Genomic DNA, 24,020 nt, shown 5'->3' with positions numbered 1-24,020 from the left:
CGGCCGAGTCTAGAGCGGGGGTCCGACAACTTCCGGCCGCCCTCTCCGGCGCGGCGGGATCCGGCGGGTGCACACTGGTCGTGATGGACGAGTGCTTCCCGGTGCCCGATCTCGCCGCGCATTTCGGCGGCGAGTGGTGGCTCGACCGCGAAATCCGCACGGCCGGCGGGGATCCGGCGGTGAAGGTGACCGGCACCGCCACCTTCACCGAGGAGGACGGTGTCCTCGTCTACCGCGAGGCCGGCGAAATGCGGCTCGGCACGTATACCGGACCGGTGACCCGCACGCTGCACTACCGGCCCACCGCGCCCGGGCGCGCGGACGTGCACTTCGACCACGGCGGCTTCTTCCACGCCGTCGACCTGCGCGCCGGGCGCTGGGACACCGACCACCCCTGCCGCGACGACCTCTACCGCGGGAGCTACCGGGTGCTCGACGCGCGGCGCTGGCGGCAGGAGTGGGCGGTCCGCGGCCCGGCGAAGGACCACGTGATCGTCACGCGGTTCACACGGTCGGGCTGAGCAGGTCACCCAGGTCGATCCGGCGCAGGAACTCGCTCCGGATCCGGTCGCCGACCTCCGCGACCAGCCACCCGCCGTCGTCGGAGGGGTCGATGTGCACCCGGAACGGCCGCTCGCCCTTCGGCAGGCCGACCACGCGCGCCAGTTCGTCGGCGACCGTCGCGACGTCGGCGTCGGCGGGCGTGATGGCGGCCAGCTTCTCCGCGACGTGGTCCACCAGCCCCGCGTACCGCTGTTCGTAGGCGGCCGCGACGGCCTCGTCGGCCGGGTGCCCCGAGTTCGGGAAGTGGTTGGTGCCCGAGGTGAACGCGCCCGGCACGATGATCGTGGTGTCGATGCCGAAGCGGGCCACTTCGGCGGCGTAGGAGACGGCGAGGCTGTCCATCGCCGCCTTCGCCGCGAAGTACGGCGCGAGGTAGGGCGGGGTGCCGCCGCGGACGCTGCTGCTCGACACCCACACCAGCAGCCCGTCGCGTTGCGCGCGCAGGTGGGGCAGGGCGGCGCGGTTGACGCGCTGGGTACCGATCGCGTTGGTGTCGTACAGCTCGGCGAGCTGCTCGGGGGTGAACGCTTCGGCCGGGCCGAGCACCATGTGCCCGGCGTTGTGGACGACGACGTCCAGCCGGCCCTGTTCGGCGACGATCCGCTCGATGGCGGCGTCGGCCGAGTCCTGGCTGGAGACGTCGAGCTCGACCGATCGCAGGTCGGCGCCGTGCTCGCGGGCGAACGCGGCGGCCGCCTCGACCTGCGGCGCGTTGCGGCCGCCGGTGTCGCGCATGCCCGCGTAGACGGTGTGGCCGGCCCGGGCCAGCGCCCGGGCGGAGAGGGCGCCGATCCCGCTGGAGGCGCCGGTGACGACGATGATCATGACTCTGTCCTTTGCCTTCGAAGGGGTGCTCAGACGATTCCGCCGTTGGCGCGCAGCACCTGGCCGTTGACCCAGCGGGCCGGGCCGGCCAGGAACGCGACGACCTCGGCGATGTCCTCGGGCTGCCCGAGCCGCTCGAGCGGCGGCTGCTTGGCCATCCGGTCGATGGTCTCTTCGTCCTTGCCGTCGAGGAACAGCGCGGTCGCGGTCGGACCGGGGGCCACGGTGTTCACGGTGATGTCGCGGCCGCGCAGCTCGCGCGCCAGGATCATGGTGATCGCCTCGACCGCGCCCTTGGTCGCGTTGTAGATGCCGTAGCCGGGCAGGTTCAGCCCGAGCACCGACGTCGAGGTGGTGATCACCGCGCCGCCGTCGCGCACCCGCTTCGCGGCCTGCTGAGCCACCGCGAACGTGCCGCGGATGTTGGTGCGGTGCACGCGGTCGAGGACGTCGAAGTCGGTGTCGGCGATCGGGGTCGGCGCGTTCATGACGCCGGCCAGGTGGGCGACGACGTCGACGCCGCCGTAAGTGCGCTCCGCGGTGTCGAAGAGCTCCGCGACCGCGGCCGGATCGGCCACGTCGGCGCGGACGGCGATCGCCTGCCCGCCGCGCTCGGTGATGGCGTCGACGGCGGCCTGGGCCTCCTTCTCGTTGCCGGCGTAGTTGACGACGACCGCCATGCCGTCGGCGGCCAGGCGCTCGGCGACCTGGCGGCCGATGCCGCGGGAGCCGCCGGTGACGATCGCGACGCGGGTTCCGGTGGTGCTCATGGTTCCTTCTTCCGGTCAGGGCGGTGGTTGTATCACCGCTTCCGTCGTTCTGTTATCGACGATAGCACTTCGATGGTAACGACGCTAGTGCTCCGGTGTTATCGTCGTTACACCCGTGCGGCCGGCGCGGCATCCGGCCGTATTGGCGCCGCCGGTCGGCCGAATCGCGAGGTCGAGCGCGTCTCGGCGGGTTTCGGAGCCCGGCGCGCGGGAACTCCGGACGCGTCGGGGGCGACGTCCGTGAAGGAGTGTTTTGGCAATGCCCACATGGCTGATCGTCGTGATCGTCGTCGTGGCCGTCGCGGTGCTCGGCGCCGTGATTTGGCTTGTGTCACAAGAGATGCAGCGGAAGCGCCTGCAGCAGCGGTTCGGCCCGGAGTACGACCGGACGGTCGAGGAGAGCGACAACCCGCGTGCCGCGCAACGGGAACTCGCCGAGCGCGAACGCCGGCACAAGGAGTTCGACATCCGCCCGCTGTCGGCATCGGCGCGGGAGCGCTACGCCCGGGAATGGGCGCAGGTGCAGGAAAAGTTCGTCGACGAGCCGTCCACCGCGGTCGCCGAAGCGGACCACCTGCTCGTCGCGCTGATGGGCGAGCGCGGCTACCCCACCGAGGGGTACGAGCAGCAGGTCGCCGATCTTTCCGTGCGGCACGCCAAGACCCTCGAGCACTACCGCGCCGCGCACACCACGCAGCAGAAGAGCGACGGAGCGTCCACTGAGGACCTTCGCGACGCGATGGTCCGCTACCGCACCGTCTTCGAGGACCTGCTGACCGACGGCGCGGACGACGACCGGCAGCACGACCACCACGACCGTCGCAACGGGCACGACCGCAACGGGCGCGACCGCGACGACGACCGGCTCGAGGTCCACGAGACCCCCGAGACCGGGCACCAGGAACACCAGGCGTCCGCGCAGCCGCGGACCGAGTGGAACGGAGGACGCTGACCATGACCGAGCACCTGACCCGGCACGGCACCGACCACGATGACGACTTCGCCGACGACGTCCGCGAGCCGGACACCGCCGGAGTCCCCGGGGAGCACGCCGACTTCCGCGAGCCGGGCACCGACGAGACCTACGACGGCAACCGCGATGGCGACCAGAACCTGAGCACGGCGGACCTGGCTTCCGCGTCGGCCCAGCCGGCCGCCGAGACCACCCGCACGGACACCGCACCCGCCGCCGCACCCGCGAAGTCGGGCGGCGACGTCGAGGCTCCGCCGCTCATCGACGAGGACAAGGTCACCGGCTTCCGGGACCGCTGGCAGAACATCCAGACCGGGTTCGTCGACGACCCCCAGCAGTCGGTTCGCGAGGCCGACGAGCTGGTCGCCGCCGTGATCAGCGCGCTGGCCACCACCTTCGCCGAGCACAAGGGCGAGCTGGAAGGCCAGTGGCGGCACGGCGAACCGGCCACCGAGGACCTGCGCGTGGCGCTGCGCCGCTACCGTTCGTTCTTCGACCAGCTGCTGCCGCGCTAGCCGGATCCGTTTGCCGGCGGGCATGATCGGGTAGCACGCCGGTGAACGGGTTCAGCAACGGGAGGCAGCCGATGAACGTGGCCGATCTGCTCGTCGACGGGTTCGGCCGGGTCCGGGAGAACGTGCACGCGGCGGTGGCAGGGCTCACCGCCGAGCAGCTCCGGACCCGGCTGGACGACGGCGCCAACTCGATCGCCTGGCTGGTGTGGCACCTGACCCGGGTCCAGGACGACCACGTCTCCGACGTGGCCGGGACCGAGCAGGTGTGGACCGGCCAGGACTGGCTTTCGCGGTTCGGCCTCCCGTTCCCGGCGGGCGACATCGGCTTCGGGCACCGCCCGGCCGACGTCGAAGCGGTCCGGGTCGACAAGCCGGACCTGCTCACCGGGTACTACGACGCCGTGCACGAGCAGACCGTCCGGTTCCTCCGGGGGCTCGACGAGCCGGCGCTCGACCGGATCGTCGACGAGGCCTGGGACCCGCCGGTTTCGCTGGGGGTGCGGCTCGTCAGCGTCCTCGACGACGACATCCAGCACGCCGGGCAGGCGATGTTCGTCCGCGGCGTGCTGGAGCGCCGCTAGTCTTCATAGCCTTCGCTGCGGTGGTCGGCCAGCCGCTGCGGGCCGGGCCCGTCGGCGCCGAGCCGGTCGCCCGGGTTGGCGAGCCGGCACTTGGCCAGGGACATGCAGCCGCAGCCGATGCAGTCGGTGAGCTGGTCGCGCAGCTGTTCCATCTGCCGGATCCGCGCGTTCAGGTCTTCCTGCCAGCACTGCGAGATCCTCGCCCAGTCGGCTCGCGTCGGCGTGCGGTCGTCGGGCAGCAGGGCGAGCACTTCGCGGATCGTCGACAGCGGCATCCCGACCCGCTGGGACATCCGGATGAAGGTCACCCGCCGCAGCGCGTCCCGGCAGTAGCGGCGCTGGTTGCCGGCGGTGCGGCGGCTGCGGATGAGGCCTTCGTCCTCGTAGAACCGCAGCGCCGACGCGGGTACGCCGCTGCGCCGGGAGAGTTCGCCGACGGTGAGATCGGGCAGCGTCCGGGCGGTGGCGTTGACCATGCTTCCCAGCCAACCACAGCCGCGCACTTGACTTCAAGCGAGCTTGAGGTCTGATCCTGGGCCGGACGGCAACAACGCCGCTGTGCCAAGGAGGAAGTGTGTCCGAAGCTCCCGTGCGGGTCGCGGTGATCGTGGGAAGTGTCCGGGAAGGACGGTTCGGCCCGGTGGTGGCGGACTGGCTGGCCGGCGTCGCGGGCGACCACGGCGGGTTCGAGGTCGACGTCGTCGACCTCGCCGAGCCGGAGCTGCCGCTGGCGCTGCCGGCGTTCGGCTCGGTGCCGTCGGCGGCGGTCGTGGCCGAGATCGCGAAGGTGACGCCGCGGCTGCTCGCGGCGGACGCGTTCGTCGTGGTCACCCCGGAGTACAACCACAGCTATCCGGCCTCGTTGAAGAATGCGATCGACTGGCACCGCACGGAGTGGACGGCCAAGCCGGTCGCGTTCGTGTCGTACGGCGGGATGTCGGGTGGCCTGCGCGCGGTCGAGCACCTGAGGGCGGTCTTCGCCGAGCTCCACGCGGTGACGATCCGCGACACGGTCAGCTTCCACGGCGCCCACGCCCGCTTCGGGCCGGACGGGCAGCCGACGGACGAGGCGGCGTCGGTCGCGGCGAAGGTGATGCTCGACCAGCTGGGCTGGTGGGCCCGGTCGCTGACGGAGGCCAGGACGGCCCGACCGTACCCCGGAGCTTGACTTCAGGTCGGCTTGAAGGCCGACGATGGCGAGCATGACGACCGAACAGCTGCTCGCCCGCCTCGACCGGGCCGACGAACTCCCAGGGGCGGGCGAGCTGCGCGAAGCGACGTACGAGCTGCTGAGATGCCGGCCGGGCGACCGGGTCTTGGACGTCGGGTGCGGTGCTGGACGGGCGGTCGCGGAGCTGTGCGGCCGCGGGGTGCGCGCGGTGGGGGTGGATCGCGACCCGGGGATGCTGGCTGCGGCACGGGCGCGCGGTGCCGGAGGGTCCGCGCCATCCGCTCGGCAGGTGGGCTCGCCCTCGGCGGCTCGCGCTCCGGTCGGTGAACCTGGGGCTGCAGGTCGCGCCCCGGCCGGCGAATCTCGCGCGGCGGCGGGGTTCGTCGAGGCCGACCTGCTCCGGCTGCCCTTCGGCGACGGGGAGTTCCGCGGCTATCGCGCCGACAAGGTGCTGCACGAGCTGGCCGATCCGGCGGCGGCCGTTGTGGAGGCCCGGCGGGTGCTGGCTCCCGGGGGCCGGGCCGTGCTGTGCGGGCAGGACTGGGACACCCTCGTGCTCGACTCGGACCGGCCGGCCCTGACCCGCGCGATCGTCCACGCCCGCGCCGACGTGGTCGCGGGCCCTCGCGCGGCCCGGCAGTACCGCACCTTGCTCGTCGACGCCGGGTTCACCGAGGTCGCCGTCGAGGTCAGGACGATGGTCGACACCGGCGGCAGCTTCCTGCCCCTGCTGGACGGCCTCGCCGCGGCGGCCAGGGACGCCGGCGTCGCATCGCGGGCGCCGATCGATGCTTGGCTGCGGGAGCAGTCGGCGCGGGCCGCGGCGGGTCGGTTCTTCCTGGCCATCCCGATCTTCGTCGCCTCGGCCACGGCACCCGAGGGTCCACAGTAGACAGTGCTCAGAACGCTTGGCACGTCTGGTACGGCAGCTGGACGTCCGTTCCGGAGATCGAGATCGTGCCGTCGTTCGAGTACTGCCCGTCGGTCGCCAGCGCCGCGACCGCCGTGCAGACCAGCTGGTTGATGCCGACTGCGGCAATGGACTTCAGCGGGAACGGGAAGCTGATCGTCGTAGGCGGGCCGGGGGCCAATGCGATCGGCGCGGTCTGGCGGGGGAGGGCCGAAACGTACCCGTCGGCCGCTTCGCTGGACGTCGGTCCGGCCAGCAGCAACGACAGTGCCGTCTCGACGCTCACGCTGCCACCACCGGTCGATCGCGTAACCGGGGCCACCCGGCCGTCGATGACGAGGTAGAGGATCACGTCGGTGCCGCGTCCGCTGCCGGTGGTGTTGCGCAGCGTCGGCGCCGGCCCGGCCGGGACGACGCCCGTCGGTTTGACGCCGCACGCGCTCACCAGCAGCAGCACGACCAGGACGAAGAGCTTCTTCACCGCGCCTCCTCGGACCGGGCCACCCGGGGCAGGCGCAGCTCGAAGCGAGCACCCGTGCCGGTGTTCGCCGCGACGATGTCGCCGCCGTGCAACCGCGCGTTCTCGCGCGCGATGGACAGCCCGAGCCCGCTGCCCTCGGACCGCGCCCGGGCCGTGTCCGCCTTGGCGAAGCGGTCGAAGATCCGGGGCAGCACCTCGGCGGGGATGCCCGGCCCGTGGTCGGTGACGGCCAGCACGACGTCGCCGCCCTCCGCCCGCAGCACCACCTCGACCGGGGGCGCGCCGTGCCGCAGCGCGTTGCCGACGAGGTTCGCCACGACGATGTCCAGCCGCCGCCGGTCGAGCGCGGCCGTGATGCCGGGCGGCAGGTCGGCGACCACGGCGGCGTCCGTGGAGTTTTCGGAACCGGGTTCCCACCCGCGTGCGGCGAGGGTGTCGGTGACGGCGGCGGCGACGTCCAGCTCCTCCCGGCGCAGCTCGGCCCGGCCGGCGTCGAACCGGGAGATCTCGATCAGGTCCTGCACCAGCCGGGTCAGCCGTTTCGTTTCCGCCGACACCAGCCGGGCGGCGACCGCGGTGTCCGCCGGCAGCTGGCCGGCGTCCTCGTCGAGGACGTCGGTGACGGCGTTCATCGCGGCCAGCGGCGTCCGCAGCTCGTGCGAGACGTCGGCGACGAACCGCCGCGCGTCGGCCTCCATCGCGCGCAGCGTGCCGACCGTGCGCTCCAGCTCCGCCGCGGTGTGGTTGAACGTCGTGACCAGCTGCGCGAGCTCGTCGGAGCCCTTGGCGCGCAGCCGGACGTCGAGCCGTCCCCGGCCGAGCTGGTCCGCGGCGGTGTTCAGCGCGCGGACCGGCCGCAGCACCTGCCGCGCGGCCAGCAGGGCCACCCCCACCGCGAACGGCAGCGCGAGCGCGGAGACCAGCCAGGCCTGGCGGGCCAGTTCGTCGATCGCGGCCTGCTGCTGGTCCAGCGAAGCCATCGCGTAGACCTCGAGGCCGGTCGTGGAGCCGGTCGCGGACTGCACCGGGATCCCCACGAAGAACAAGGGGAAGCCGTGGGCGTCGACCCGCTGGAACTGCGTGTACGTGCTGGTCGTCACGGCCTGGCGCAGCTCGGCGGGCACCTGGTCCGGTGACATGCCCGAAGACGAGTACAGGTCGTGGTAGACGACCAGCGCGCCGCTGGGCTTGAGCGCGGAGGCGAACGCGTCGAGCGTGGCCTGGGACGGCGGCAGCGACACGGTCGGCAGGTACGCGACGATCTGGTCGCGCAGCTTCAGCATCGTCTGGTCCTGGATGCCCTTGAGGATGGCGTTGCGCGCGGAGACGTAGCTCGCGCCGGCCGCGGCGGTGGCGCCGAGGATCATGATGACCGCGAACGCGGCGACCAGCCGGGGCCTCAGCCCGGCCAGCCAGGAGCGGACCTGCCGGATCACGACCGGCCGAACCGGTAGCCGAACCCTCGGACCGTCTGGACGTGCTCCGGCTTCGCCGGCACGTCTTCGATCTTCGCGCGCAGCCGCTGCACGCACGCGTCGACGAGCCGCGAGTCGCCGAGGTAGTCGTGGTCCCAGACGGCGGAGAGGATCTGCTGGCGGCTGAACACCTGCCCGGGTGTGCGCGAGAGCTCCAGCAGCAGCTTCAGCTCGGTCGGGGTCAGCGACACCGGGGCGCCGCGCTTGGTGACCTCGAGCCCGGCGCGGTCGATGACCAGGTCGCCGTGCCGTTCCTCGGGCTGCGGCGGCTCGTCCGGCCGTTCCGCGACGGCCCGGCGCAGCACGGCCCGGATCCGCGCGTCCAGCACCCGGGGTTCGACCGGTTTGGCGACGTAGTCGTCGGCGCCCGCTTCGAGCCCGGCCACGACGTCGAAGTCGTCGCTGCGCGCGGTGAGCATGATGATCGGGATCGGTCCCGACGCGCGCATCCGGCGGCACGTCTCGAAGCCGTCCATGCCGGGCAGCATGAGGTCGAGCACGACGATGTCGGGGTGCTGGTGCACGAGCACCTCGATGCCGAGCTCGCCCGACTCCGCGGTGTGCACCACGTGTCCCTGCCGGCGCAGGGCCAGTTGCAGTCCTTCCCGTACCGCCGCGTCGTCTTCTACCACCAGTACCTCGGCCACGGCGCCATTATTCGGAAAAGCGCACGTCGTGGCGACCCGGGCGGATCTTGTAGCAAAACCATGACATCGCTCTGACGGGATCCCGAAATGCCGGAGCCAGACTCGGAGACATGGCAGTGATCATCTCCGAGGTACGCCCCGCCACCCCGCCGGCCGGGCGCCACGCGCTCGTGACCCGGGCCGTGTCCCGCACCGCCGTGCTCGCGGCGAGCGCGGCCGGGTTCGCCCTCGCGTTCGTCGCGGCCTACCTGCTCTTCGTCCGCACCGAGGCCGGGCGCAGCGTCGAGAACGGCGTCGTCCGCAGCGCCCAGTCCGCGGGGACGACGGTGGAGTGGGCCGCTCCGCTGCGCGACACCGACCTGGTGGTCGTGCTCGGCGGCGTCGCGGTGCTGCTGGTGGTGATCGCCCTGGCGCGGCGGCGGTTCGCCCTCGGCGTGACGGCTCTGCTGATGCTGGCCGCGCCGCTGATGGTGGCGCAGCTGCTCAAGCTGTACGTCCTGGACCGCCCGAGCACGGGCGAGCGGCTCGGCGTCGCGAGCCACAACAGCTTTCCGAGCGGGCACGTCAGCGCGGCGATGGCGGTGCTGGTGGCGCTCGCGATCGTGCTGCCGCGGCGGTTCCGCCCGCAGGCCCTGGTGGCGGGCGGGGTCGGCGTCGCGTGGGTGTCGGCCGCGGCCGTGGCCCTGGGCTGGCACCGGTTGAGCGACACCGTCGGCGGCTGTCTCCTGGTCGCCGCGGTCACCTGCGCCGGGGCGGCGGTGGTCTCCGCCCGCCGCCCCGACGGTGACCGGGTGCCGCCGGTGCCGGTGCTGTGCGGGTTGCTGGCGCCGGTCGCGCTGGTGCTGGCGGGGTATCTGGTCCTCGCGACGGCGACGTCGGGAGCCGCCCAGTTCGTCGCGGCGATGGTGCTCGCGGCGATGTCGTCGATGGCGGTGGTGCTGCTGCTCGTGGTGCCACTGAGGCGGGTGGCGTTCGACCCGGCGGAAGTCCGGGTTCGGCGGCTCCGGCGCCGCTGACCCGGCCGGTCCGGGTGCGTGGCCGGGCCGGCGGGTGCACCGGGCGGTCGGCTGGCGTGCCTGGAGGGTCGGTTCGCGTACCCGGGCAGTCGGCTGGCGTCCCTGGACGGTCGATTCGCGTATCGGGAGGGTCGGTTGGCGTGCCCGAGTTGGTCGGCTGCCGGTGCCGGGGCGGTCGGCTGGCGTGCCCGGGCGGTCGGTTCGCGTGCCTGGAGGGTCGGTTCGCGTACCTGGGCGGTCGGTTTGCGTGATTGGGCGGGCCTCTCGCGTGCTTGCGAGGGCATCTCGTGTGATTGGAGGGGCATCACGCGTGATTCCCGGGTCGACTCGCGTGATTCCAAGGTCGACACGGGGTGCGGCGGGCCAGTTTCGGGGGATTGGACCGCGACAGCGCTGGCGGTGGGGCCTAGCGTCGGTGAGGTGCATCCGAGGCTTGCCGAAGACCTGAAGTCCCTGCCCGAACTGCTCGACGCCGCGCGGAAGCTCGCCGGTGAAGCGCTTGCCGGGTTGCCCGAACGGCCTGCCGCCGTTCCGCCTGGGGATCCGGTACGGGCGCCGCTGCCGCTTGAAGGCGTCGGGGGCCAGGGTGCGCTGGAGGCGTTCTCGCAGCGCTGGGAAGCCGGCTTCGCGGGCAGTGCCGGGCCCCGCTACCTCGGGTTCGTCACCGGGGGTGCGACTCCGGCGTCGCTGGCCGGGGACTGGCTCACCGCCACCTACGACCAGAACCCCGCCAGCGGCATGGACTCCTCGGCACAGGACCTGGAACGCGAGACGGTCGGCTGGCTGGCCGAGCTGTTCGGGCTCGGCGCGGAGTTCTCCGGCGCGTTCGTCACCGGCGCCACGATGTCCACCGTCACCGGCCTCGCCATCGCCCGCGAATGGCTCGGCGAGCGCGCCAGGGTGTCGGTGTCCGACGACGGCGCCGCCGCGCTCGGCCCCGTCACCGTGCTGTCCGGCTCGCCGCACTCGAGCATCCTGAAGGCGTTGTCGTTCCTCGGGATGGGCCGGTCGGCGCTGCGGAAAGTGCCTGTGCTCCCCGGCCGCGAAGCCGTCGACGTCGCCAAGCTGGCCGAAGCGCTCGAATCGCTGGACGGACCGGCCGTCGTCGTCGCGAACGCAGGCACCGTGAACACCGTCGACTTCGACGACCTGCGCGCGATCGCCGCGCTCAAGCAGCGGTACGACTTCTGGCTGCACGTCGACGCCGCATTCGGCGGCTTCGCCGCGCTCTCGCCGGAGCACGCGGCGCTGACCGCGGGCCTCGACCAGGCCGACTCGGTGGTCGTCGACCTGCACAAGTGGCTCAACGTGCCCTACGACTCCGCCGTCCAGTTCACCCGCCGCCGCGACCTGCAGCTGCGCGTGTTCAGCAACAACGCGGCCTACCTGGGCGAGATCGGCGAAACCCCGGACTTCCTGCACCTCACGCCGGAGAACTCCCGTCGGCTGCGCGCCCTCCCGGCCTGGTTCTCGCTAGTGGCCTACGGCCGGGACGGGCACCGCGAGATCGTCGAGCGTTGCGTGTCGCTCGCCCGGGACCTCGGTGCGCGGATCGACGGCTCGCCACGCTGGCGGCTGCTCGCGCCGGTGCGGCTCAACGTCGTGTGCTTCGCCCCGGCCGGCGGCGGCGACGTCGATGCTCTCGTCCGCGCCATCGCCGAGGAAGGGACCACCTTCCTGACCCCGACCGTTTACGACGGCCGCCCGGCGCTGCGGGCGGCCTTCAGCAACTGGCAGACGACCACGGCCGACGTCGACCGCGTCTTCGCCGCGCTCGAGCGCGTGGCCACCGGCTAGCTGCGGTCCGACTTCGGCATCAGGTACTTCCACGGCGAAGCGCCAACGCCCAGCTCGCACGGCACGTGCACCAGTGACGGTCGCCCGGCGGCGAACGCCTTGTCCAGCGCGCCGCGCAGGTCGTCCGGGGTGCGAGCGGTCAGGCCGAGCGCGCCGAACGTCTCCGCGAGCCGGGCGAAGTCCGGGTTGTGCAGCCGCCCGCCCAGCGCGCGGCCCTCGAACAGCCGCTCCTGGTCGAGGTGGACGTTGCCGTAGTAGCCGTTGTCGAACACGACCGCCACCACGTTGAGTCCGTATTGGACGGCCGTGGCCAGCTCCTGCGCGGCGAACATGAACCCGCCGTCGCCGGCCACCGAAACCACCGGGCGGCCGGGGAAAGCCGCCTGCACGCCGAGCGCCGTCGGGTAGCCGAAACCGAGCGTGCCCTGGTGGCCGCACGTGACGAAGGTGCGCGGCGTGTAGACGTCGAACCCGAAGTAGGACGCGAAGCCGACCTGGCAGATCTCTTCGACGAAGAAGCCGTCGCGGGGCAGCACGTCCCGGATCGCCCGCAGGTACTCCAGTTCGGGGCCGACGTCGGTGAACCGCCCGGCCACGGTCGCCTTCAGCGCGGTGAACTCGGCGGTCCGATCCGTCCTTTGTGGACCCGCTGCCTCGGTGAGCGCTGCCGTGGAGTCGGCCGCGTCGGCGACGATCGCGACGTCCGCCTCCAGCCGGGTTGCCTGCCGTGGGTCGATGTCGAGCAGGATCGTCTTGAGACCGGCGGGTTTCTCCGGCCAGCGGAACCAGGACAGCTCCATCCGCGACCCGATGCCGATCACCACGTCGGTCTCCGCCCACCGCTCGAAACCGGAGACGCAGGTGAAGCCGAGCGGGTGGTCGTCGCCCACGATGCCGCGCCCGCCGCGGAACGGCACCACCGGTGCCTGCAGCCGTTCGGCCAGCGCCCGGACCTCGGCAGCCGCGTGCCGGGCGCCGCCGCCCACCATGATCATCGGGTTCTTCGCGCCGGCGAGGAGGTCCGCCGCTCGCTGCAGTGCGTCCGGGTCGACGACCGGGCGGGGCAACGGCAGCGGGCCGGCCACCTCGGCAGGTGCGCGCAGGCCCAGCACGTCCCACGGGACCGCGAGGGAAACCGGCCTCGGCCGCCCGCCCGCGGCTTCGCGGAAGGCGGTCGCCAGCGCGTCCGGGACTTCGACCGGGTGCTCGACCAGCGCCGACCACTTGGTCAGGGTCCGGAGGGTGGCCAGCTGGTCGGGCATCTCGTGCAGGTGCCCGAGCCCGCGGCCGAGGTATGCGCGGGGGATCTCGCTGGTCAGGCACAGCACCGGCGCGCTGGCTCCGTGCGCCGAGAGCATCGCGGCCGAGGCGTTGAGGACACCGGGGCCGGGGACGACGGTGCAGACGCCGGTGCGGCCGGTCGCCTGCGCGTACCCGAACGCCATGTAGGCCACGGTCTGCTCGTGCCGGGCGCCGATCACCCGGATGTCGTCGCCCGCGCGGGCCAGGCTGTCGAACAGGTCGTAGGTCTGGACGCCGGGGAGTCCGAAGACGGTGTCGACGCCGTGGGCCCGCAGCCCGTCGACGATCAGGTCGGCCGCGGTGGGGGCGGGCGGGGGAATCGGCATCGGCACGGCCTCCTGGGCGTCGTCCGTCGGCAGGACCATATATGGTTTCCTACATGATCAGCGCGTCGTCGGGAAGACCGGTTACGAAGTCCCAGCTGGCCTACGAGACGATCAAGGCCAGGATCCTCGACGGCCGCTACGGACCCGGGTACCGGCTGGTGCTCGACCAGATCGGCCGCGAGCTCGAGGTCAGCGCGGTGCCGGTCCGCGAGGCCCTCCGGCGGCTCGAAGCCGAAGAGCTGATCGAGTTCGAGCGGAACGTCGGCGCCCGGGTGGTGGCCATCGACCCCACGGAGTACCGGCACGCGATGGAGACGGTGGCGATCGTCGAGGGCGCGGCCACCGGGCTCGCGGCGCCGCTGTTGACGCCTTCGGCGCTGGCGTTGGCCCGGTCGTTGAACGAGCGGATGCGCCGGAGCCTGGCCGAGTTCGACCCGCTTGCGTTCACGGCGCTGAACGCGGAGTTCCACGAGGTGCTGTTCAGCGCCTGCCCGAACCCGAACCTGGTCGATTTGGTGCAGCGCTGCTGGACGCGGCTGGCGGCGGTCCGGGACAGCACGTTCGCATCGGTGCCGGGGCGGGCACCGAAGTCGGTCGAGGAGCACGAGCGGCTGCTGGAGCTGATCGAGGGCGGGGGCGATCCGGCGGAGGTCGAGCGGTTCGCGCGGGGACATCGGCTGGCGACGCTGGAGGCTTACCTCGCGCGGGAGCGGTGAAGGGTCGGGCTTGTGCGGGCGCGGAGGAGGGGTTGGTCGCGACGTGCGCTGGGGCCGTTGTGGGCGAAGGGTGGCGGCGGGCCCGGCGTGCGGGCCGGGGAGGGTTGCTCGCGAGGCGCGCCGTGGCCGGTGTGGGCGCAGGGTGCCGGGAAGGGCGCGGGTCCGGCTGGTGTGGCTGACCGTTGACCGGTGAGGGTTGCCCGGATTGCCTCGGGAGTGTCAGGGTCGGGGATGCCGATCTTCTCCGCGCCGGATGGGACCGCGCTTGCTTTTCGCCTCCTCGGTTCTCGTGGTGACCCCGTTGTCTGCCTGCCCGGTGGACCTATGCGGGCCGGGGCTTATCTGGGGGATCTCGGGGGGCTTGGCGACCGGCGACAGCTTGCCGTGCTGGATTTGCGGGGGACTGGGGACTCCGAAACGCCCGGTGATCCCGCGACCTTTCGGTGTGATCGGCAGGTCGAGGATGTCGAAGCACTGCGCAAGCACCTCGGCCTCGAACGGTTCGACCTGCTCGGGCACTCCGCCGGGGCGAGCCTTGCCACCCTCTACGCCGCTCGGTATCCCAGTCGGCTGCGCCGGCTTGCGCTTGTTGCGCCCAGTCCGCGGGCCGTCGGGTTGCAGCTGCCCGTTGCCGACCGGCGGCTGATCATGGCTCGGCGTTCCGGGGCGCCGTGGTTCGAGGCCGCCGCCGCGGCCTATGAGGCGATTGCCGCCCGGACCGCGACCAGTGCCGACTGGGCCGCCGTCGCCCCGATGTACTACGGCCGCTGGGACGACGCCGCCCGGCGTCACCAAGCCGCCGAACCCGGGCAGCGCAACGGGGCCGCCGCTCGTGTCTACAACGCCGATGGTGCCTTCGAGCCCGAGCGCACCCGGGTCGCGCTCGGGGCCGTCGATGCTCCCGTGCTGGTGCTGGCCGGTGAGCTGGACTGGATCGCCAGCCCCGGCGTCGCCGGCGAGTTCGCCGCGCTGTTCACGGACGCGCGGGTCGCCGTCCTGCCCGGCGCCGCGCACTATCCCTGGCTGGACGACGCGCCCGCGTTCGTCTCAGCCGTGGCCGGGTTCCTGGCCTGACGGCGGGTTCCGGCGCGGTTTGATGCGGACCGCCGGCAACTCGGGTGCCGGCAGCCGCTGCGGCGTGCCCGAGTAGCCCTTCACGCTGCCGAACTGGTCGGACTCCGCCTGCCAGGCCTCGCGGAACGCCGCGATCTCCTCGTGGGTCCGGCCGACGAAGTTCCACCACATCAGGATCTCTTCGTCGAACGGGGTGCCGCCCAGCAGGAGGAACCGGGCCGGCGCCGAGCCCCGGTTGCTCAGCGTCAGGGAGCGCACGCCGGTGCCGATGTAGCCCAGCTCGGCCGCGCGGACGCGAGTGCCCGCGACGACGACGTCGCCGGTGTCGGCCAGGACGCCGTGCTCGAAGCGGGGGTCGACGCCGAGGGACATGTGGGCGTCCGGGCCCAGCACGATCTCCGCGCCCAGGAGCGGGGTGAACGTCGGGATCGGGGACGTGCGCCCGGCCAGCGATCCGAGGAACACCCGGATCTCGGCGCCCTCGATCCGGTTCACCGACGGCACGTAGTGGTCGAAGGCGCGTGCCGTGTGCCGGTGCCGCTCGGGCAGCGCCACCCAGAGCTGGACGCCGTGCAGCGTCTTCGCGGCTTCGGTGGAGACCTCCGAGTGGCAGATGCCGTGCCCGCCGGTCATCAGGTTCAGCTCGCCGGGGCGGACCATCGCGTGCGTGCCCAGGCTGTCGCGGTGCTCGATCTCGCCCGCGAACAGCCAGCTCACCGTCTGCAGGCCGGTGTGCGGGTGCGGGGCGACGTCCATCGCGCCGGTGACCTCGGTCGGGCCGTAGTGGTCGGCGAAGCACCAGGCGCCGATGAGTGACCGGGCGCGTTGGGGGAGCGTTCGCCGGACGTGCATCGCTCGTGGGCCGCCCAGGGGGACCTCGCGCGGGGTGAGGATCTCGACGGCCGGGTGCTCGGGGTCGGCGGTCGCGGGCCGGTCGCCACAGGCGAGCTCGGTGGGGGCGGCCTCGGTGTTGCTCATGCCCGCCACGGTAGTCGCGTTGTGCGGGCGGGCCCGGGTGCCGGGCGGGGCGCGGTGCGCGGGCGGGTGGGGTGGGGTTGGTTGCGCGGTCGGACTCCAGCGATCAGCGCCCAGGCTGGCCGGGTGGGTCGCGGGGTGGGGCGGAGTTGGTTGCTCGGGTCGGGTTCCGGCGAGCAGTGCGCAGGTCGGCTGAGTAGGTCGCCGGGTGGGGTGGGTTGGTTGCTCGGGCCGGGTTCCGGTGACCAGTGCGCAGGTCGGCTGAGTAGGTCGCCGGGTGGGGTGGGTTGGTTGCTCGGGCCGGGTTCCGGTGACCAGTGCGCAGGTCGGCCGGGCGGGTGGCTGGGTGAGTGGAGTTGCTTGTGCGGGGCGGGATTCCGGCGACCAGTGCCCGGGTCGGCGGGGTGGGGTCGAGTTGGTTGCGCGGGCCGGACTCTCGCGACCAGTGCCCAGGCTGGCCGAGCCGGGGCGGGTGCGTGGTCGCCGGATGGTGACCACCCGGACCTTCCGGCGGAGCGGACCGGCCGCGCGTTCGCTTTGTGGAGTTGTCAAGGTTCGCGCTGCCGGGTCAGGCGGCGTGGTGGTGCTGCTGCGTTGTGACGATTGCGTGGCCCTCGGCCGTCAGGATCGCCGGGACCAGCTCGCCCGGCAGGCCGGGGCGGGCCGGGCGGAGCAGGCCCTGGTGGGCCAGTGCGTGGGCTGCGAACTGGTCGCCGCACGACAGGCCGTCGATGAACAGGTCCGGCTCGCTGCTGCAGGACACCCGGCCGCGACCCGCGCCGACCGCTCGCAGCATCGCCAGCATCCGGTGGTTCACCAAGGGGCGCACGGCCGGTGTTCCGGTCTTCTCGTTGCTGGTCATCTCGGTCCCTCCCGCTCGTGGTTCGGCCTCTACCCCTGCGTCGAACCAGCTGACGGGATTTCGACAGCACATCCGGAACCGGTCGGGCCGTGAGCGTCCGTCCATCGTCACCACCGCCGGTCGAGCCCGGGTCGACTCCTCGTCAACGGGCGTTCGGGCGCCGGACGCGACCGGATGGGCTCAGAACGGCGGCGATCCGGCGACCGCCGGCTCCGGCGTCCACGAACTGCTCTCCTCGCCGCCGGCGGCCCGGCTGAGCCGGGTCACCTTGGCCGTCGCGTACCGCAGGGCCGGGCCGATCTCGTCGACGTCCAGCTCCGTCACGGTGCGCTTCTCACCCTCCTTCGTGTCGTACGACCGCTGTCTCAGCCGGCCCTGGACGACCACGCGGGCACCGCGCCCGAGCGACTCCGCGACGTTCTCCGCGTACTGCCGCCACAGGCTGCAGCGCAGGAACATCGCCTCGCCGTCGCGCCAGGCGCCGGACTCGCGGTCGAACGTGCGCGGCGTGGACGCGACCGTGAAGTTCGCGACCGCGGCGCCGGACGGGGTGAACCGCAGCTCGGGGTCGGTCGTCAGGTTGCCGACCACGGTGACGAGCGTTTCGCCTGCCATCGGGCTCCTCCTTCTCCTCCGGGTGCGGGGTGCACCGCTCTCGCCGACGAGGAGAGCACGGGGGTCCGACAGTTCCGGGCCGGGCGACGAGATGCCGGTACCCGGCCGGGCTGGTTTCCTGCCGCCATGCCGACGGCGTTTCAGAAGGAGCTGGGCACGCTCGCCCACCGGCTCGCGGACCTGTGCGCGCTGGTCGCGATCGCGCTCGAAGAGGCCACGCGTTCCGTGCTCGAAAGTGACCACACGCTGGGCGGACGGGTGCGGGACGACGTTGCCGCGATCGGCGCGCTCGGCGCCGCGTGCGAGGACCAGGCGTGTGCGCTGCTGGCCCTGCACGCGCCTCGGGAGGAGGACTTGAAGGCGGTCGTCGCCGCCGTCTGCACCGCTGTGGATCTCACTCGGATGGGTGGTCTTGCGCGGGAGGTCGCGGAGCCGCGGCGGGTGCCGCTGGAGGTGCGGCCGGCGCTCGGGCGGCTGGGCGGGCACGCGGTGGCCGCCGCCCGGGCGCTGCGGGGGCTGCTCGGCGGGGAAGGTGATGCCGGGCTGGCCGATGCCGTCGCGCTCGCCGAGGCCGCGGAGCGGGGGTTGCGCGAAGCCGCGCGCGGGTGCGGCGCCGGGGCTGCGGTCGACGTCGTGCTGCTCGCGGCCCTCTACGGCCGGTTCGCCGGGACCTCGGCCTTGATCGCGCGCCGGGCCTCGGGGTTCGCGTCGGTCGGTGCCTGACCGGCGAGCTGCTGCCGAGAGACGACAGCGGTGCGAGGTTTGTTCCTGTTGTCCGAAAAGGACGCCGACGGGGTCAGCGAACCCGGCGCCCGAGCCTCAGTTGCCCTGCTGCGGGAACTGGCCCTGCTGCGGGTACTGCTGCTGCGAGGGGTGCTGCGGCTGCGGGAAACCCTGCGGCTGCGACGGGTGCGGCGGCTGGAAGCCCTGCGGCGCACCCTGCTGCGGGAACCCCTGCGACGGCGGCTGCTGCGGGTAGCCCGGCTGGGCACCCTGCTGCTGCCCCTGCTCCTCCTGCGCCTGCAGGCGGACGGCGTCCTCCTTCGGGATCCGGTTCTCGATCCCGCAGAACGTGCACTGCGCGGAGTACTTCACGCTGATCGGGAAGAGCGGGATGAAGAAGAGGGTGAACTTCGTGACCGCCTTGCGCACCGCGTGCGAGGCGGGGTTGCCGCACCGGCCGCACAGGAAGGTCGTCATCGCCAGCACGTAGATCCGTGTCCGCCAGCCCCAGATCAGCATCGGTACTTCTTTCTCCCAGGTCCTCTGTCCGCCGCGCAGCCTCGCACACCGGCGCGCCGCCGCGTGGCGGTTTCGCCGAACTCGGGGACTAGATTGTGATCATGCCGAGCGATTTCGCCCTCAAGACCATGAACGCCGTGCACCGCGGCCTGATCAAGCTCACCGGCGGGAAGGTCGGCTGGCAGGCCGCCATGCCCGTCCTCGAGCTCACCACGACCGGCCGCAAGAGCGGGCAGCCGCGGACCGTGCTGCTGACTTCGCCGCACCAGGACGGCGAAACGCTGGTCGTCGTGGCTTCGCGCGGCGGGGACGACACGCACCCCGCATGGTTCCTCAACCTGCGCGACAACCCGGACGTCGAGGTGTCGCTCAAGGGCGCCCCGAAGCGGCCGATGCACGCGCGGATCGCCGACGCCGGCGAGCGCGCGCAGCTCTGGCCGAAGATCACCGGCGACTTCAAGAACTACGCGCAGTACCAGACCAAGACCGAGCGCGAGATCCCGCTCGTCTTCCTCGAACCCCGCTAGCTCCGCGCGGTCAGGTAGCCCGGGTCCGGGCCGGGGATCGCCTGGTCCGGCACGCCCGCGAGCAGCTGGCTCATCGCGTGGAAGTACGGCGGCGCGGCGACCGTGCCGCCGAACGCGCCGTGGCCGCAGTTGCCGAGGTGCACCGGCGTGCCCGGGCAGATCTCGCGCGGGCGCGGGCCGTCGGCGAAGACCATGGACGAGACCGCGTAGCCGTCGACGCCGCCGACGAACGCCACCGACTCGCTCTGCTGCGTCGTGCCCGTCTTGCCGATGTCGGGGCGCGTCCAGCCGGCCGCGTGCGCCGCCTGGGCCGACGTGCCGTCCGTCGTGTCCTTGCTCAAGCCCGCTTCGAGCGTGTTCGCCACGCCGGTCGGGATGACCTGCTCGCACGCCTGCTGCTGCACCGGGACGGCGTTCCCGTTCCGGTCGGTCACCGAAAGGATCGGGTTCGGCGGGCACCAGACGCCGCCGCTCATCAGCGTCGCCGACACGTTCGCCATCTCCAGCGGGCTGACCGGGCTGTTGCCGAGGGTGAACGACAGCAGGTTCTGGAAGTACTTCGACTGCGGCTCGTTGTACTGCGGGTTGCCCGACGCCGGGTTCGGCGCGGCCCCGGCGTCGTTCGTCGCGAGGGTGTTGCGCAGCCCCAGCTTGTACGCCATGTCGAGCACGGCGGGCATCCCGACCTGGTTCTCGAGCCCGACGAAAGCGACGTTCGGCGACGTCGCGAGGCCGTCGGCGAGGCTGATCGGGTCGGCGTAGTGGCCGTCGTTGTGGACGGTGTAGCAGGCCGTGTGCGCGTTGGCGTTCGGCGGCGCGAAGCACTGGCTATCCGGGTTGGGCAGCGGCGTCTCCAGGCCCGCCTTGCCGGTGACGAGCGCCGCCGCCGAGGTGAAGATCTTGAACGACGAGCCCGCGCCGAACTCGTTGCTCGCGTCGGCGACGATGTCCGTGGACGTCTCGCCCTGCGCCGGATCCGTGCCGTAGTTCCGGTTCGCGACCATGGCGAGCACCTGGTGACCGCTCGAGCCCGGCTGGACGACGGCGAAGGTGTTCGCCACGCCGTCCTGGGTGGTCGGCACGTTCGCGTCGACGGCGTCCTTCGTCACCTGGGAGACGCGCGGGTCGAGGGTGGTCTTGATCGTGTAGCCGCCGGTGGCCAGCTGATCCGCGGTGAACCCGGCGTGCACCAGGTAGTTCTCCGCGTAGGTGCAGAAGAATCCCGCGTCCGGCGCCGCGCCCATGCACGTCCCGGACGGCGTCACCGGCCCGTTCGGCAGCAGTCCGAGCGGGGCCGCCTTGGCCGTCGCCGCGTAGGACGCCGGGAGCGAGCCGTTGGAGACCATGGCGTCGATGACGAGATTCCGGCGCTGCAGGGCCTTGTCCGGGTGCGTGTACGGGTTGTAGATGCTGGGGTTGTTCACCATTCCGGCGAGCAACGCCGCCTGCGGGACGGTCAGTTTGTCCGCTGTCGTCCCGAAATACGCTTTCGCGGCGGCGCCGACCCCATACACGGTTCCGCTGAATTCGACCACGTTGAGATAATCCGCCAGAATGTCGTCTTTGCTCGTCGTGTCGTTGAGCTGGACGGCCATTTTCGCTTCGCGCAGCTTGCGCGCGAGCGAGTCTTCACGGTCTTCCTGCTGCGCGATCGGGTTGGTCCGGTCGACGACGTTCACGAGGTAGTTCTTGACGTACTGCTGGGTGATCGTCGACGCGCCCTGCAGCGAGCCGCCGGCGCTGTCGTTGACCGCCGCGCGGAGCATGCCCTGCACGTCGACGCCGCCTTCGGTGTAGAACCGGCGGTCTTCGATCCCGATGATGGCGGCCTTCATCGTCATCGCGATCCCCGCCGGGGTGACCGGGAGGCGGTACTGCGCGTAGAGCGTGGCGATCGGGGTGCCGTCGCGGTCGGTCACCGTCGTCGTCAGCGGCGGATCGGCGGCGGCGAGCTGGGCGGAAATGGCGTCCACCGAATCGCTGACCTGATTCGACAGCAGGCCGGCGCCGATGGCGGCGGGCGCCACCGTGCCCGCCACCAGAATTCCGGCGAGAACGCACAAACCGGCAAAAGAGACCACGCCAGGGCGACCATTCACGAATCCGAGATTAGCCACCGGGGAATGAAGCCGCCGTTCGGTGAGATATGCGCCTCAACGGGCCAACCTGCCGAGCAGGGCCGAAGCCACGGCGATCGCGACTGCGGTCGCCGCGGCCAGCACGCCGAAGTCGAGCCCGAGGTGCGACGGGGTGCCGATCAGCAGCCCGCGCAGCGCGTCGACCTGGTAGCTCAGCGGGTTGACGTGGCTGAGCACCTTCAGCCACGACGGCATCAGGTCCACCGGGTACAGCGCGTTGGAGCCGAAGAACAGCGGCATCGTGATGGCCTGGCCGATGCCCATCAACCGTTCGCGCGACAGCACGATCCCGGCGATCACGATGGACAGGCAGCAGAAGAACGCCGACCCGAGCACGAGCACCACGGCCATCGCCAGCAGCTTCAACGGGTTCACGGTCAGCCCGACGCCGAGGATCGCAGCCAGGACCAGCACCATCAGCGCCTGCACGAGCGCGCGGACCCCGGCGGCGAACGCCTTCCCCGCGACGAGCGCGGCGCGCGGGGTCGGGGTCACCAGGAGCTTGGCGAGCACGCCCGCGTCGCGTTCCCAGATGATCTGGATGCCGTAGAAGATCGAGATGAACAACGCCGACTGCGCGAGGATGCCGGGCGCGAGGTAGTCGAGGTACGGCGTCGAGCCGGTCGGGATCGCGCGCAGCCGGGTGAACGTCTCCCCGAAGATCAGCAACCACAGCGCGGGCTGGATCGCCCGGGTGAGCAGTTCGGTCTGGTCCCGGCGCAGCTTCTGGAGTTCGACCAGGCACATCGCGCCGACGCGCGCGGCGAGGATGCGCGCCTGGCGCAGCGGGCCGGGGTCAGCCGAGACGGCGGGCGGTGCGGCGAGCGGCACGGACACTGCGGATCCCTCCTTCGTCGGTTTCGAGGCGGTCGCCGGTGACCGCCCGGAAGACGTCGTCCAATGTGGACCCCGGGCCGAGGTCGGTCTCGAGGTCGGCGGGGGTGCCCAGCGCCCGGATCCGGCCGGTGTGCATGAGCGCGACGCGGTCGCAGTACTGCTCGGCCTCGTCCATGTAGTGCGTGGTCACGAGCACGGTCATGCCGGTGTCGGTGCGGATCTGCGTGATCCGCTCCCACACGGCCGAGCGCGCGACCGGGTCGAGCCCGATCGTCGGCTCGTCGAGGATCAGCAGCCGCGGCGAGCTGACCAGGGCCTGGGCGAGCTCGAGCCGGCGGATCATGCCGCCGGAGTAGCCCTTCGCGACGCGGTCGGCTTCGTCGGCCAGCCCGACGAGGTCCAGGGCGCGCCGCACCTCGGCGTCCCGACGCGCGCGTGGCACGTCGAAGAGTCTTGCGAACAACGCGACGTTCTCGCGCCCGGTCAGCGCGCCGTCGGCCGACAGCTGCTGCGGGACGTAGCCGATCAGCCGCCGCACGGCCATCCGGCGGCGCGCGACGTCGACGCCGAACACCGTGATGTGGCCCGCCGCCGCAGGCAGCAGCGTGGTGATCATCCGCAGCGTCGTCGTCTTGCCTGCCCCGTTCGGGCCGAGCAAGCCGAACACTTCGCCGGGGGCGATCTCGAGGTCGACGCCGTCCACCGCGCGGGTCGTCCCGAACGAGTGGCTCAGCTCGGTGCACCGCACCGCGGGTTCGGTCATGGCTGCTCCTTCAGGATGCCCATGAGTTTTTCGAGCGCCGGCAACGCCTGTTCGATCGCCGCTGTGTCCTCTTCGGACAGTCCGGTGAGCGCTTCGGCGACCAGCCCGGTGCGGGCGCGCCGCAACGAAGCCATCCGCTCGCGGGCGGCGTCGGTGATCTCCAGCCTTGCCGCGCGCCGGTCGGCGGGATCGGCTTCGCGTCGCAGCAGGCCGGCGTCGACGAGCTGGTTCACCAGCGTGCTGACCGAGTTGGCGGCCAGGTGCAGCTCGCGCGCGGCCGCGGCGACGCCGATGCCGGGGTGGTCGGCCACCACGCGCAGGACCTCGACCTGCGCGCCGGGCAGCGGGAAGCCGGGTACTTCGGCGCGGGTGCGGCGGCGCACCACCCGGCGGATCCCCTGGACGGCGCCGAGCAGTCGGTCGGCGAGTTCGGTCATGCCGCCAAAGTAGCTCTGACTCAGATCTATTAGCAATGCTAAATGTCTGTTAGGGGAGAAATGCGGAGAAAATCAGCCCGGCAGGCGTGCGGCTTCCGCGAGCGCCAGGTCGAGCAGGCCGGGGAAGCGGGCGTCGAACTCCTCGCGGCGCAACGCGTTGAGCCGCTGTGTGCCGCTGTCCCACTGCTTCAGCAGGCCGGCCGCGCGGAGGATCTTGAAGTGCCGGGACGCTGCGGGCTTGCTGACCGGTGGCATGATCGCGCCGCACGACTGGCCGGGTTCGCGGGCGAGGGCGGCGACCATGGCCAGCCGGTGCGGGTCGCGCAGTGCTTCCAGGGCCTCGGGGAACGAGACGTCCGCGAGGGCCGGGTGCTCCAACGGGGTCGCGGTGCGGCTGGCCATGGTCCGAGTATCCCTGCTTGCCGGGGTGTCGCTCGCTGTGCCAAGGTCGATGTTAGCCAATCGGTTAACATGAGGAGGT

At 72.2% G+C, this 24,020-nt stretch carries 28 protein-coding genes; 12 read left to right on the top strand and 16 right to left on the bottom strand.

Annotated features, from left to right (window positions below):
* The first annotated feature begins 83 nt into the window (after nt 1-83).
* On the top strand, nt 84-521 hold the full coding sequence (locus QSK39_RS25320; protein WP_285480319.1) for a DUF6314 family protein: 438 nt from the start codon (nt 84-86) through the stop codon (nt 519-521).
* Here the strand turns inward: QSK39_RS25320 and QSK39_RS25315 are convergent.
* A complete protein-coding gene (locus QSK39_RS25315) occupies nt 505-1,389 on the bottom strand; it encodes an SDR family oxidoreductase (RefSeq protein WP_285480318.1) in 885 nt (294 codons plus the stop codon). The two genes, QSK39_RS25320 and QSK39_RS25315, sit on opposite strands and share 17 nt — an antisense overlap.
* A gap of 29 nt (nt 1,390-1,418) precedes the next feature.
* Entirely contained in the window at nt 1,419-2,159 is a 741-nt protein-coding gene (locus tag QSK39_RS25310) for an SDR family oxidoreductase (RefSeq protein ID WP_285480317.1), read from the bottom strand.
* Between the two features lie 259 nt (nt 2,160-2,418).
* On the opposite strand from QSK39_RS25310, the gene QSK39_RS25305 reads away from it, so the two are divergent.
* The 3 genes from QSK39_RS25305 (at nt 2,419) to QSK39_RS25295 (ending at nt 4,228) form a co-directional block, all read left to right on the top strand.
* Nucleotides 2,419-3,111: a hypothetical protein gene (locus QSK39_RS25305; RefSeq protein ID WP_285480316.1), complete on the top strand. Its 693-nt coding sequence runs from the start codon at nt 2,419-2,421 to the stop codon at nt 3,109-3,111.
* Between the two features lie 2 nt (nt 3,112-3,113).
* Entirely contained in the window at nt 3,114-3,647 is a 534-nt protein-coding gene (locus QSK39_RS25300) for a hypothetical protein (protein WP_285480315.1), read from the top strand.
* 71 nt (nt 3,648-3,718) lie between these two features.
* The gene (locus tag QSK39_RS25295; protein ID WP_285480314.1) at nt 3,719-4,228 is read left to right on the top strand and encodes a mycothiol transferase; all 510 of its coding nucleotides are present in this window, start codon (nt 3,719-3,721) and stop codon (nt 4,226-4,228) included.
* Here the strand turns inward: QSK39_RS25295 and soxR are convergent.
* The gene (gene soxR, locus QSK39_RS25290; protein ID WP_285480313.1) at nt 4,225-4,704 is read right to left on the bottom strand and encodes a redox-sensitive transcriptional activator SoxR; all 480 of its coding nucleotides are present in this window, start codon (nt 4,702-4,704) and stop codon (nt 4,225-4,227) included. The two genes, QSK39_RS25295 and soxR, sit on opposite strands and share 4 nt — an antisense overlap.
* 98 nt (nt 4,705-4,802) lie before the next feature.
* On the opposite strand from soxR, the gene QSK39_RS25285 reads away from it, so the two are divergent.
* Entirely contained in the window at nt 4,803-5,396 is a 594-nt protein-coding gene (locus tag QSK39_RS25285) for an NADPH-dependent FMN reductase (RefSeq protein ID WP_285480312.1), read from the top strand.
* Between the two features lie 34 nt (nt 5,397-5,430).
* Nucleotides 5,431-6,291: a methyltransferase domain-containing protein gene (locus tag QSK39_RS25280; protein WP_285480311.1), complete on the top strand. Its 861-nt coding sequence runs from the start codon at nt 5,431-5,433 to the stop codon at nt 6,289-6,291.
* 7 nt (nt 6,292-6,298) lie between these two features.
* Here QSK39_RS25280 and QSK39_RS25275 read toward each other — a convergent pair whose 3' ends face one another.
* The 3 genes from QSK39_RS25275 to QSK39_RS25265 form a co-directional block, all read right to left on the bottom strand.
* Nucleotides 6,299-6,790, bottom strand: coding sequence for a hypothetical protein (locus QSK39_RS25275; protein WP_285480310.1), 492 nt, complete (start codon nt 6,788-6,790; stop codon nt 6,299-6,301).
* Nucleotides 6,787-8,157 (bottom strand): ATP-binding protein, encoded by a 1,371-nt coding sequence (locus QSK39_RS25270; protein WP_285480902.1) that lies wholly within the window; start codon nt 8,155-8,157, stop codon nt 6,787-6,789. Before QSK39_RS25270 ends, QSK39_RS25275 begins: the two co-directional genes overlap by 4 nt.
* A gap of 65 nt (nt 8,158-8,222) precedes the next feature.
* Entirely contained in the window at nt 8,223-8,912 is a 690-nt protein-coding gene (locus QSK39_RS25265; RefSeq protein ID WP_284744090.1) for a response regulator, read from the bottom strand.
* A gap of 110 nt (nt 8,913-9,022) precedes the next feature.
* Here QSK39_RS25265 and QSK39_RS25260 point away from each other — a divergent pair, with 110 nt between their 5' ends.
* Nucleotides 9,023-9,928 (top strand): phosphatase PAP2 family protein, encoded by a 906-nt coding sequence (locus QSK39_RS25260; protein ID WP_502873305.1) that lies wholly within the window; start codon nt 9,023-9,025, stop codon nt 9,926-9,928.
* A 420-nt stretch (nt 9,929-10,348) separates the two neighbouring features.
* Nucleotides 10,349-11,725: a pyridoxal phosphate-dependent decarboxylase family protein gene (locus QSK39_RS25255; RefSeq protein WP_285480309.1), complete on the top strand. Its 1,377-nt coding sequence runs from the start codon at nt 10,349-10,351 to the stop codon at nt 11,723-11,725.
* Here the strand turns inward: QSK39_RS25255 and QSK39_RS25250 are convergent.
* Nucleotides 11,722-13,392: a thiamine pyrophosphate-dependent enzyme gene (locus QSK39_RS25250; RefSeq protein ID WP_285480308.1), complete on the bottom strand. Its 1,671-nt coding sequence runs from the start codon at nt 13,390-13,392 to the stop codon at nt 11,722-11,724. The two genes, QSK39_RS25255 and QSK39_RS25250, sit on opposite strands and share 4 nt — an antisense overlap.
* Nucleotides 13,393-13,394: 2 nt before the next feature.
* On the opposite strand from QSK39_RS25250, the gene QSK39_RS25245 reads away from it, so the two are divergent.
* Together QSK39_RS25245 and QSK39_RS25240 are read left to right on the top strand one after the other, a co-directional pair.
* Nucleotides 13,395-14,069 carry a GntR family transcriptional regulator gene (locus tag QSK39_RS25245; protein WP_285480307.1) on the top strand — a complete coding sequence of 225 codons (675 nt, stop codon included), beginning with the start codon at nt 13,395-13,397 and terminating at the stop codon, nt 14,067-14,069.
* A 231-nt stretch (nt 14,070-14,300) separates the two neighbouring features.
* Entirely contained in the window at nt 14,301-15,143 is an 843-nt protein-coding gene (locus QSK39_RS25240) for an alpha/beta fold hydrolase (protein WP_353051079.1), read from the top strand.
* On the opposite strand, the gene QSK39_RS25235 is transcribed toward QSK39_RS25240, so the two are convergent.
* The 3 genes from QSK39_RS25235 to QSK39_RS25225 all read right to left on the bottom strand — a co-directional run bounded on the left by QSK39_RS25235 (nt 15,117) and on the right by QSK39_RS25225 (nt 17,595).
* Complete coding sequence (locus tag QSK39_RS25235; protein WP_285480306.1) at nt 15,117-16,121, bottom strand: pirin family protein; 1,005 nt, start codon at nt 16,119-16,121, stop codon at nt 15,117-15,119. The genes QSK39_RS25240 and QSK39_RS25235 overlap by 27 nt on opposite strands.
* A 565-nt stretch (nt 16,122-16,686) precedes the next feature.
* Complete coding sequence (locus tag QSK39_RS25230; protein ID WP_285480305.1) at nt 16,687-16,980, bottom strand: hypothetical protein; 294 nt, start codon at nt 16,978-16,980, stop codon at nt 16,687-16,689.
* 180 nt (nt 16,981-17,160) lie between these two features.
* Complete coding sequence (locus QSK39_RS25225; RefSeq protein ID WP_285480304.1) at nt 17,161-17,595, bottom strand: single-stranded DNA-binding protein; 435 nt, start codon at nt 17,593-17,595, stop codon at nt 17,161-17,163.
* 126 nt (nt 17,596-17,721) lie between these two features.
* Between QSK39_RS25225 and QSK39_RS25220 the strand changes: the two genes are divergently transcribed.
* Nucleotides 17,722-18,318, top strand: coding sequence for a PhoU domain-containing protein (locus QSK39_RS25220; protein WP_285480303.1), 597 nt, complete (start codon nt 17,722-17,724; stop codon nt 18,316-18,318).
* Nucleotides 18,319-18,414: 96 nt separating this feature from the next.
* On the opposite strand, the gene QSK39_RS25215 is transcribed toward QSK39_RS25220, so the two are convergent.
* Nucleotides 18,415-18,837, bottom strand: a complete 423-nt coding sequence (locus QSK39_RS25215; RefSeq protein WP_285480302.1) for a zinc ribbon domain-containing protein — start codon at nt 18,835-18,837, stop codon at nt 18,415-18,417.
* Nucleotides 18,838-18,938: 101 nt separating this feature from the next.
* Here QSK39_RS25215 and QSK39_RS25210 point away from each other — a divergent pair, with 101 nt between their 5' ends.
* Nucleotides 18,939-19,364 carry a nitroreductase/quinone reductase family protein gene (locus QSK39_RS25210; protein WP_285480301.1) on the top strand — a complete coding sequence of 142 codons (426 nt, stop codon included), beginning with the start codon at nt 18,939-18,941 and terminating at the stop codon, nt 19,362-19,364.
* Here the strand turns inward: QSK39_RS25210 and QSK39_RS25205 are convergent.
* The 5 genes from QSK39_RS25205 to QSK39_RS25185 all read right to left on the bottom strand — a co-directional run bounded on the left by QSK39_RS25205 (nt 19,361) and on the right by QSK39_RS25185 (nt 23,941).
* Nucleotides 19,361-21,403 (bottom strand): transglycosylase domain-containing protein, encoded by a 2,043-nt coding sequence (locus QSK39_RS25205; protein ID WP_285480300.1) that lies wholly within the window; start codon nt 21,401-21,403, stop codon nt 19,361-19,363. The two genes, QSK39_RS25210 and QSK39_RS25205, sit on opposite strands and share 4 nt — an antisense overlap.
* Before the next feature lie 114 nt (nt 21,404-21,517).
* Entirely contained in the window at nt 21,518-22,339 is an 822-nt protein-coding gene (locus QSK39_RS25200; RefSeq protein ID WP_285480299.1) for an ABC transporter permease, read from the bottom strand.
* Nucleotides 22,299-23,102 (bottom strand): ABC transporter ATP-binding protein, encoded by an 804-nt coding sequence (locus QSK39_RS25195; RefSeq protein WP_285480298.1) that lies wholly within the window; start codon nt 23,100-23,102, stop codon nt 22,299-22,301. The genes QSK39_RS25200 and QSK39_RS25195 overlap by 41 nt, the downstream gene beginning before the upstream one ends.
* On the bottom strand, nt 23,099-23,539 hold the full coding sequence (locus QSK39_RS25190) for a MarR family winged helix-turn-helix transcriptional regulator (protein ID WP_285480297.1): 441 nt from the start codon (nt 23,537-23,539) through the stop codon (nt 23,099-23,101). Before QSK39_RS25190 ends, QSK39_RS25195 begins: the two co-directional genes overlap by 4 nt.
* A 72-nt stretch (nt 23,540-23,611) precedes the next feature.
* Nucleotides 23,612-23,941, bottom strand: a complete 330-nt coding sequence (locus QSK39_RS25185; protein WP_285480296.1) for an ArsR/SmtB family transcription factor — start codon at nt 23,939-23,941, stop codon at nt 23,612-23,614.
* Nucleotides 23,942-24,020 lie beyond the last annotated feature (79 nt).

The sequence above is a fragment of the Amycolatopsis sp. NBRC 101858 genome, assembly GCF_030269325.1.
GTDB classification, from domain to species: Bacteria; Actinomycetota; Actinomycetes; order Mycobacteriales; family Pseudonocardiaceae; genus Amycolatopsis; species Amycolatopsis ponsaeliensis.
This window is presented reverse-complemented; position numbering and strand designations above follow the sequence as displayed.

Excerpts from the sequence above, each read along its gene's own strand:
- QSK39_RS25320 (WP_285480319.1), top strand. The coding sequence starts at position 84 with ATGGACGAGTGCTTCCCGGTGCCCGATCTCGCCGCGCATTTCGGCGGC.
- QSK39_RS25315 (WP_285480318.1), bottom strand. The coding sequence starts at position 1,389 with ATGATCATCGTCGTCACCGGCGCCTCCAGCGGGATCGGCGCCCTCTCC.
- QSK39_RS25310 (WP_285480317.1), bottom strand. The coding sequence starts at position 2,159 with ATGAGCACCACCGGAACCCGCGTCGCGATCGTCACCGGCGGCTCCCGC.
- QSK39_RS25305 (WP_285480316.1), top strand. The coding sequence starts at position 2,419 with ATGCCCACATGGCTGATCGTCGTGATCGTCGTCGTGGCCGTCGCGGTG.
- QSK39_RS25300 (WP_285480315.1), top strand. The coding sequence starts at position 3,114 with ATGACCGAGCACCTGACCCGGCACGGCACCGACCACGATGACGACTTC.
- QSK39_RS25295 (WP_285480314.1), top strand. The coding sequence starts at position 3,719 with ATGAACGTGGCCGATCTGCTCGTCGACGGGTTCGGCCGGGTCCGGGAG.
- soxR (WP_285480313.1), bottom strand. The coding sequence starts at position 4,704 with ATGGTCAACGCCACCGCCCGGACGCTGCCCGATCTCACCGTCGGCGAA.
- QSK39_RS25280 (WP_285480311.1), top strand. The coding sequence starts at position 5,431 with ATGACGACCGAACAGCTGCTCGCCCGCCTCGACCGGGCCGACGAACTC.
- QSK39_RS25270 (WP_285480902.1), bottom strand. The coding sequence starts at position 8,157 with ATGATCCTCGGCGCCACCGCCGCGGCCGGCGCGAGCTACGTCTCCGCG.
- QSK39_RS25260 (WP_502873305.1), top strand. The coding sequence starts at position 9,023 with ATGGCAGTGATCATCTCCGAGGTACGCCCCGCCACCCCGCCGGCCGGG.
- QSK39_RS25250 (WP_285480308.1), bottom strand. The coding sequence starts at position 13,392 with ATGGTCCTGCCGACGGACGACGCCCAGGAGGCCGTGCCGATGCCGATT.
- QSK39_RS25245 (WP_285480307.1), top strand. The coding sequence starts at position 13,395 with ATGGTTTCCTACATGATCAGCGCGTCGTCGGGAAGACCGGTTACGAAG.
- QSK39_RS25240 (WP_353051079.1), top strand. The coding sequence starts at position 14,301 with ATGCCGATCTTCTCCGCGCCGGATGGGACCGCGCTTGCTTTTCGCCTC.
- QSK39_RS25235 (WP_285480306.1), bottom strand. The coding sequence starts at position 16,121 with ATGAGCAACACCGAGGCCGCCCCCACCGAGCTCGCCTGTGGCGACCGG.
- QSK39_RS25230 (WP_285480305.1), bottom strand. The coding sequence starts at position 16,980 with ATGACCAGCAACGAGAAGACCGGAACACCGGCCGTGCGCCCCTTGGTG.
- QSK39_RS25225 (WP_285480304.1), bottom strand. The coding sequence starts at position 17,595 with ATGGCAGGCGAAACGCTCGTCACCGTGGTCGGCAACCTGACGACCGAC.
- QSK39_RS25220 (WP_285480303.1), top strand. The coding sequence starts at position 17,722 with ATGCCGACGGCGTTTCAGAAGGAGCTGGGCACGCTCGCCCACCGGCTC.
- QSK39_RS25215 (WP_285480302.1), bottom strand. The coding sequence starts at position 18,837 with ATGCTGATCTGGGGCTGGCGGACACGGATCTACGTGCTGGCGATGACG.
- QSK39_RS25210 (WP_285480301.1), top strand. The coding sequence starts at position 18,939 with ATGCCGAGCGATTTCGCCCTCAAGACCATGAACGCCGTGCACCGCGGC.
- QSK39_RS25195 (WP_285480298.1), bottom strand. The coding sequence starts at position 23,102 with ATGACCGAACCCGCGGTGCGGTGCACCGAGCTGAGCCACTCGTTCGGG.
- QSK39_RS25190 (WP_285480297.1), bottom strand. The coding sequence starts at position 23,539 with ATGACCGAACTCGCCGACCGACTGCTCGGCGCCGTCCAGGGGATCCGC.
- QSK39_RS25185 (WP_285480296.1), bottom strand. The coding sequence starts at position 23,941 with ATGGCCAGCCGCACCGCGACCCCGTTGGAGCACCCGGCCCTCGCGGAC.